The following is a 6,509-nucleotide window of genomic DNA, read 5'->3' as shown; positions in this document are numbered from 1 at the left end:
TGTATAAGAGACAGAGATGATCCTCGCCGCCGCCGCCTGCGACGACGAGGATCATCTCCTCTTGCTCGCCGATGCCGATGCGTTGGCGCGCCACTTCGCGTTCGGGCACGCGGGTGTCGACGCCCAGACCGCCGGCAAAGCAGGTGCGCGCGCGCATGCCGGCATCCCAGTCGGTTTGCGCCAGATCGGCATGAAAGGGCGCGAGCAACCCGGCGGCACCGTCATAGGCTGCGCGGTGGCCGGGGTCGGTGCGCTCGCCGTGCTGGAGGATCTTGACGTGCGGCACCGAACAGATGCGCGCCAGTTGCGCGATCTCGGCAGAAACGTCGCAGATCATCAGCGCGGGGTCTGTGCGGTCGAACCAGCCCGCGATCGTCGCCATCGCGTGGCGGATGCCCGGCCAGCCCAACGGCGCGCAGTGCAGCGTATCGGGGGTCGGCACCCAGTCCATGGATCCCGCCTCTGCGCCCGTGGCTTCGAACAGCGACGGGATGCGCATGATCTCGACATGATCGGGCAGCGCCGGGAATATGTCGTCGCGCGCGCAAAAGATCGTGAGTGGTCGATCGCGCGGCAGGGCGTTGGCGATTGCGGCGCAACGTTCGGCATGGCCGCGCCCCTGATGATGGACGAAATAGCCGAAGGGGCGGGTCATGCCGCCACCTGCATCGGCGCCAGCGCCAGCCCATACAGCGCCAGTCCCTCCAGCACCCCCGCCGCATGCCTCCCCGCCGTACGATGCAGCCCCGGCCGCGGCGCCAGATGGTCGAGATCGGCGTCGGCATTCGCCACGACGATGGCATGGCCGCACGCCGCCAGCATGTCGGCGTCGTTGCCGCTGTCGCCGGCCGCGATGCACGCCGACATCGGCAGGCCCAGGCCCGCGGCATAAGCGGCGATGGCGGCGGCCTTGCCCCCGGCTGGCGCCAGCACGTCGATCAGGTGGCCGTGCGAGAAGATCACGCGTGCCGCCACGCCCGCATCGGCAAGCGCCCGGCGGATCGCCGCGGTGGTCGCGCTGTCGCCGAAGAAGCTCATCTTGTGCCGCGTCTGCACCGTGGGCGGCTGCTCTGTCAGCGACAGGCCGGCCAGCGCCCTTGCCGCCCCATCCCGGTCCCAGTCGCGGTCGAGCAGCGCGGCATAATCCGCACAGGCGCGCCAGTTTCCGTCCCCGTCGCGTCGCATGATCCGCGTGCCGACATCGACGATATAGGCATCCGGCCGCGGCAGACCCCATGCACCCAGCACATGGTTCGCCTCCTCGAACGAACGCCCCGTCGCCACCACGAACGGCATGTCGCGCGTCTCTGCCCACGCCGCAAACGCCCGCGCACTCTCCGCACATCCGGTAAGCGTATTGTCGATATCCGACGCCAGCAACCGCGGCTGCCCCGCCGCACGATACACCGCCAGCGAGGACGCCGCATAACGCTCCCAACTATACCACCCAATCCGCGACACCGCCGATGCGGCAAGCGCCGCATGGTGATCCGCGTCGCTGATTACCGCGCGGCAGGCGTCCGCAATCGCACCCTCGTCCCGCGGGTCGACCAGCATACCGTGTCCGAGGGCAGCGACGATTTCGACCGGACCTCCGCTATGGGTGGCGACTACCGGCACGCCGGCCGCGGCGGCCTCGATGACGGTCAGGCCGAATGGCTCGTGCAGCGCTGGATTGACGAACACGCCGCCTCGGCTGGCGCGTGTATAGAGCGCTGCCACATCGGAGGCGTCGTGGCGTGCGGGTAGCGCCACTTTGCCAGCCAATGCCGGATCGGCGGCGAGCGTCGCCAGTTCTTCCAGCACGGCGCGTTCTTCGCCCGTGGCATGGTCATGCTGACCCGCTAGAATCACAAGATTGGCGGCAGCACGCAGCGCGGGATCGGCAGCATAGGCGCGCAGTAATGCCGCCAGGTTCTTCTTGCGAACCGGCCGCGCGATGGCGAGCAGGATGGGCAGGCTGGCATCATCGAACCATGCATCCAGATGATCGGCCAGGGTCGCCTCGCCCGTCGGGGCGGCACGTTGCGGCACACCCGGGGGGAGACAATGCACCCGGTCCGCGACCGTGATGCCGTATCCGCCAATCTGGCGATCCGCCTCGTCCCTCGTCGATACGATGATCGCGTTCGCATGACTGATCGCGGCTCGCTCCGCAGTGATCCGTGCCTCGAGCGCATCGCCGGCAAAACCTTGCCTGCGCTTGTCGATGCCAAGCGCATGCGGAGTATAGACGAAGGGGATGCCAAATCGTGCCCGCGCCGTGCTGGCAATATCAGCGGCATCGGCGAAATGGGCGTGGATCACGTCGGGCAGGCGGGGGAGCGCGGCCAAGTGCCGACAGAATGCCTCGGCGAACGCGGCGAGATCACCGGCCAGTTCCTCCTTCTCCAGATAGCGGCGGTCGTTGGTGACGATCCGTTCAATGGTCAGTTTCGGTCCAAGACGTTCCGACCGGCGAGCATGCGCCGTGCCGAGTTCGGGATCATCGAACAGGCGGGTGTAGACGCTGACGGCATCGACGCCCTTTTGCAGCGATTGTGCGGCGGCGGCCTCGAGAACATAGGCGATATGGCCACCGGTATCGGCGGTAATGCCGAACGTCACGGGCGGCGCTTTCAGACAGCCGCCGAGTGCCAGATGAATGATGTGCAGCGCCGCCCCCATTTTATTGCTGGCATGTAACGTCGCTAACCCAGATTGGGTCCAAGCGGTTGAGCGCCCGCGACGATCACGACCGTACGGACACGTGGCGCGGTTGTTTCCGCCGCGGGGGCGGGGCATGATCTGACCGAAAGCCAGCCGTTCAGGAGAGACCCATCATGTCCCGTCCACTTGTCGCATTCGCCTGTGTCGCTGCTTTGGGGGGCGCAGCGGTCGCAGCGCAGTCCGTTCGTCCCACCAAGGACATCGCCGCCGCTGTGGCCGCCTCCACCCGTACGCCTGCCGATCGCGCGCGTGATCGTTATCGCCACCCTGCCGAAACGCTCGCATTCTTTGGCGTGAAGCCGACGCAGACGGTGGTGGAATTCATTCCCGGCGGTGGCTGGTACACCGAAATCCTGGCGCCGATGGTCAAGGGGCGCGGGCAGTATATCGCGCTGGTTCCGGTATCGCAGGCGGAGCGTACCCGCACCGCGCTTTCTGCCAAAGCAGGCGCTTACGGCAAAACGTCGGTCCAGACGATTGATTTTACTACCGGTGCATCGTCCGTACCTGCGGGCAGTGCGGATGTAGTGCTGACCTTTCGTAACGTCCACAATCTGCTGATGCAGGATGATCCGGCGGTGCCGGGGCGTGTGTTCAAGGCGTTTTACGACGCGTTGAAGCCGGGTGGTGTGCTGGGGGTGGTCGATCACCGGTTGCCGGAGGAGATGGATGCGGCGCGGGAGAAGTCGAGCGGGTATATCAAGCGCTCGACCGTGGTGCGGCTGGCGCAGGCGGCGGGCTTTCGTCTGGCCGGGGAGTCGAAGGTCAATGCAAATCCGAAGGATACGCATGACCATCCGCAGGGTGTCTGGACGCTGCCGCCCTCTTATCGCCTGAAGGATGTCGACCGGGCAAAATATGCCGCGATTGGCGAGAGCGACCGGTTCACCCTCAAATTCGTGAAGCCACAATAAGGGGTTGCCCGGGAGCGGATGTGTGCACGTTCCCGGGCGATGTGCGTCATGCCGGCTGGCCGTTTCCGCCGGACGAGCCGAAGATCTGTCCGGTCGAATAGCTGAGGCTCGGGTCGGCGGCGGCGACATACAACGCGGCGATCTCGGCTGGCTGTCCCGCGCGGCCCAGCGGTGTCGTCTCGCCGAAGCTGCGCAGCTTGTCCGGTGTCGCGCCACCACTCACCTGCAACGGCGTCCAGAACGGTCCCGGCGCAACGGCGTTCACCCGGATGCCCCGGCTGGCGAGCTGCTTGGCCATGCTTTTGGTGAAATTCAGCACGGCGGCGCGGGTCAGGGCGTAGTCGACGATGTCGGGGGAAGGATCGCCGGCCTGTTCGGACGACGTGTTGACGATGACGGCGCCCGCTCCCATCCGCTCGACGGCCGCCTTGGTCAGCCAGAAGGGCGCATAAACGTTCGTCTTCATCGTATCGTCGAAATCCTGGGCGGAGATGTCGGCGATGCCGGGCCGGGTCTGTTGACGCGCGGCGTTGTTGACCAGGATGTCGAGTCCGCCGAGCCGTTCGGCCGCCTGTTGTATCAGTCGCCGGCAGAAGCGTTCGTCGCGCAGATCGCCTGGGATGGCGACCGCCTTGCGACCTTCGGCGCGGATCAATGCCATCACCTCGCGCGCGTCGGGCTCTTCGGCGGGCAGATAGTTGATCGCGACATCGGCGCCCTCACGCGCATAGGCGATCGCGGCGGCCCGACCGATGCCGCTGTCGCCGCCGGTGATCAGCGCCTTCCGGCCGGCCAGCTTGCCCGATCCCTTGTAGCTCGTTTCGCCATGATCGGGCCGAGGGGTCATCTTGGACGCCAGTCCCGGCCAGGGTTGGCGCTGCACCGGGTAGGGCGGTTTAGGATAGGCGGCCGCCGCCGGGGTCGTGGCTGCGGCCGCGTTGCCGCTTTGCGGCGCGGCGCCCGCCTGCGTGGCGGCGGCCGCACCCGCGGCGATCGCCGCCCCCGTCACAAAGGTGCGACGTGTCGTATCGGTCATGATCATTGCTCCCGGATGTCTCATTCCAGAAGCTTCGGTGGATCGTTTCCGTTCCGCCCGCCACCGCTCCGAGCACCACGCTCACAAGCGGTGGCTTCGCCATCACTTTACCACGATCCGGGGCAGCGTCCGAATGGGCTCCACGGTGATCGAGCGGAACCAGGTTTCGGCCCCTTCGGATTGCAACTGGATATGTCCGTGGGTCAGCGGCTGGCGCGTGCCATCCGGCGCAACGGTCGCAAGATCACGCACCTGCGCCACGGGCACGCCATTGACGACATGGATCGCCCGGTCGCCGACTACATAAAGGTCCAGCGTGTTCCACGCGCCGATCGGACGTTCGGCGTCATTCGCCGCCTCGACATTCCAGGTCCCGGTGCCGTTGACCATGTCGATCGTCCGGCCGGTGGTGCGGAAGCGCAGATGAGGCGCGATCAGCGACGGGTCCAGCGCCACCGTCGTGCGGGCACGGACCTTGCCGCCGACCATCACGACCATGCCGGTCGACCCCTTCATGATCTCGAACTCGACCGAGGGCCGCCACGTTCCGAAGACCTCGCCGGGTTGTCCGTGCGTATGATACAAGAGACCGTTGTTTGGCGCTTCCTTGTCGCGGGGCGCCCAGGTCCTGGCACCCCATTTATACTGCAACCGCAAATGATAGTCGCGAAGGTCCGCCGTGTTGACCAGGCTGCCCCAGGTCTGTCCCTTGATCCAGATCGCGGGCGTGCCATCCACCTGCCGCACAGCAAAGTCGGCGGACGTATCGCGGCTGGTGCCGATCGGCCTCGTGTTCGGATCGCCACGATAGGTCATTGCCGGATCGGCATAGCCCAGCCAGGGTTGCCAGCCGGCCAGGCTGCGTCCGTCGAACAGCGTGATGACCTTGCCTGTCGCCTTCGGCACGTCGGTCAGCGACAGACGTTGCCGTGCGGCCGGCGGATCCCCTGCGATGGCGCGCGCCTGTTCAACCGAGCTTTGCGCCCAGGCCGCGGCCGGCAGCAGCAGAGTTGCAATTATCACTCGTTTTTTCAGCATGATGGTCCCCAAATCCTAGTCGGCGAACGTGACTGCAAGAAGGGGCGAATGCAAACGCGACGATCATGCGTCCTCAGGCGTTCGGCCTCGCGACAACGAAAAGGAATGCGACATGAAGGCAATGGCTTTACGCGCCCCGATCAGCCTGGACCAATTGGCGATGGAGGATCGACGCGATCCCGGCGAACCCGGCCCTGGTGAAATCCGGGTCGCGCTGCACGGCAGTTCCCTGAACTTCCACGATCTCGGCGTGGCGACGGGGCGGATGCCCGCCGCGGACGGGCGCATTCCCCTTGCCGATGGGGCGGGGATCGTGGAGGCGATCGGGCCGGGCGTCACCGATTTCGCGATGGGCGATATGGTGGTGTCGTGCTTCTTTCCCGACTGGCAAGACGGAGCGCCGACGATCGGAGATTTTTCCCGCACGCCAGGCGACGGGATCGACGGCTTCGCGCAGGAAGTCGTGGTGCTGCCCGCGACAGCCTTCACCCATGCGCCAAAAGGCTATGACGCCGTGGAGGCGGCGACGATCACCACCGCCGGCCTGACTGCCTGGCGGGCGCTGGTCGTGGATGGCGGGATCAAGGCGGGTGACACGGTTCTGTTGCTGGGTACGGGGGGTGTGTCGATCTGGGCGCTGCAACTCGCCCGGTTGATGGGGGCGACGGTGGCGATCACCTCCTCGTCGGGCGAAAAGCTGGAGCGGGCGCGGGATCTGGGTGCGACGTTCACGCTCAACTACCGGGAGCAGCAGGATTGGGGCCGGGTAGTGCGCGACCTGTCTCTTATACACATCTGACGCTGCCGACGAT

5 protein-coding genes and 1 pseudogene are annotated in these 6,509 nt (G+C 66.3%); 2 read left to right on the top strand and 4 right to left on the bottom strand.

All coding sequences use genetic code 11. The annotated features are described in order from the left end of the window. Together Q0U08_RS16355 and Q0U08_RS16350 are read right to left on the bottom strand one after the other, a co-directional pair. Positions 1-655: pseudogene (locus Q0U08_RS16355) on the bottom strand (hypothetical protein); the annotation flags it as partial. Further along, a complete protein-coding gene (locus Q0U08_RS16350; protein WP_298092651.1) occupies positions 652-2,667 on the bottom strand; it encodes an HAD-IIB family hydrolase in 2,016 nt (671 codons plus the stop codon). The gene Q0U08_RS16350 and the pseudogene Q0U08_RS16355, both read right to left, overlap by 4 nt. A gap of 155 nt (positions 2,668-2,822) precedes the next feature. Between Q0U08_RS16350 and Q0U08_RS16345 the strand changes: the two genes are divergently transcribed. Further along, positions 2,823-3,623 carry a methyltransferase gene (locus tag Q0U08_RS16345; RefSeq protein ID WP_298092649.1) on the top strand — a complete coding sequence of 267 codons (801 nt, stop codon included), beginning with the start codon at positions 2,823-2,825 and terminating at the stop codon, positions 3,621-3,623. A gap of 46 nt (positions 3,624-3,669) precedes the next feature. Here Q0U08_RS16345 and Q0U08_RS16340 read toward each other — a convergent pair whose 3' ends face one another. Then, positions 3,670-4,659, bottom strand: a complete 990-nt coding sequence (locus Q0U08_RS16340) for an SDR family oxidoreductase (protein ID WP_298092647.1) — start codon at positions 4,657-4,659, stop codon at positions 3,670-3,672. Between the two features lie 102 nt (positions 4,660-4,761). Next, complete coding sequence (locus Q0U08_RS16335) at positions 4,762-5,697, bottom strand: DUF1080 domain-containing protein (protein WP_298092646.1); 936 nt, start codon at positions 5,695-5,697, stop codon at positions 4,762-4,764. 112 nt (positions 5,698-5,809) lie between these two features. Here Q0U08_RS16335 and Q0U08_RS16330 point away from each other — a divergent pair, with 112 nt between their 5' ends. Further along, complete coding sequence (locus Q0U08_RS16330) at positions 5,810-6,496, top strand: NAD(P)-dependent alcohol dehydrogenase (RefSeq protein WP_367271150.1); 687 nt, start codon at positions 5,810-5,812, stop codon at positions 6,494-6,496. Positions 6,497-6,509: the final 13 nt, after the last annotated feature.

It is taken from the genome of uncultured Sphingomonas sp., from assembly GCF_946477935.1.
Lineage (GTDB): Bacteria > Pseudomonadota > Alphaproteobacteria > Sphingomonadales > Sphingomonadaceae > Sphingomonas.
Note: the sequence above shows the minus strand (reverse complement) of the source record. Positions and strands in the feature narration are given on the sequence as shown.

Excerpts from the sequence above, each read along its gene's own strand:
- Q0U08_RS16330 (WP_367271150.1), top strand. The coding sequence starts at position 5,810 with ATGAAGGCAATGGCTTTACGCGCCCCGATCAGCCTGGACCAATTGGCG.
- Q0U08_RS16350 (WP_298092651.1), bottom strand. The coding sequence starts at position 2,667 with ATGGGGGCGGCGCTGCACATCATTCATCTGGCACTCGGCGGCTGTCTG.
- Q0U08_RS16340 (WP_298092647.1), bottom strand. The coding sequence starts at position 4,659 with ATGACCGATACGACACGTCGCACCTTTGTGACGGGGGCGGCGATCGCC.
- Q0U08_RS16345 (WP_298092649.1), top strand. The coding sequence starts at position 2,823 with ATGTCCCGTCCACTTGTCGCATTCGCCTGTGTCGCTGCTTTGGGGGGC.
- Q0U08_RS16335 (WP_298092646.1), bottom strand. The coding sequence starts at position 5,697 with ATGCTGAAAAAACGAGTGATAATTGCAACTCTGCTGCTGCCGGCCGCG.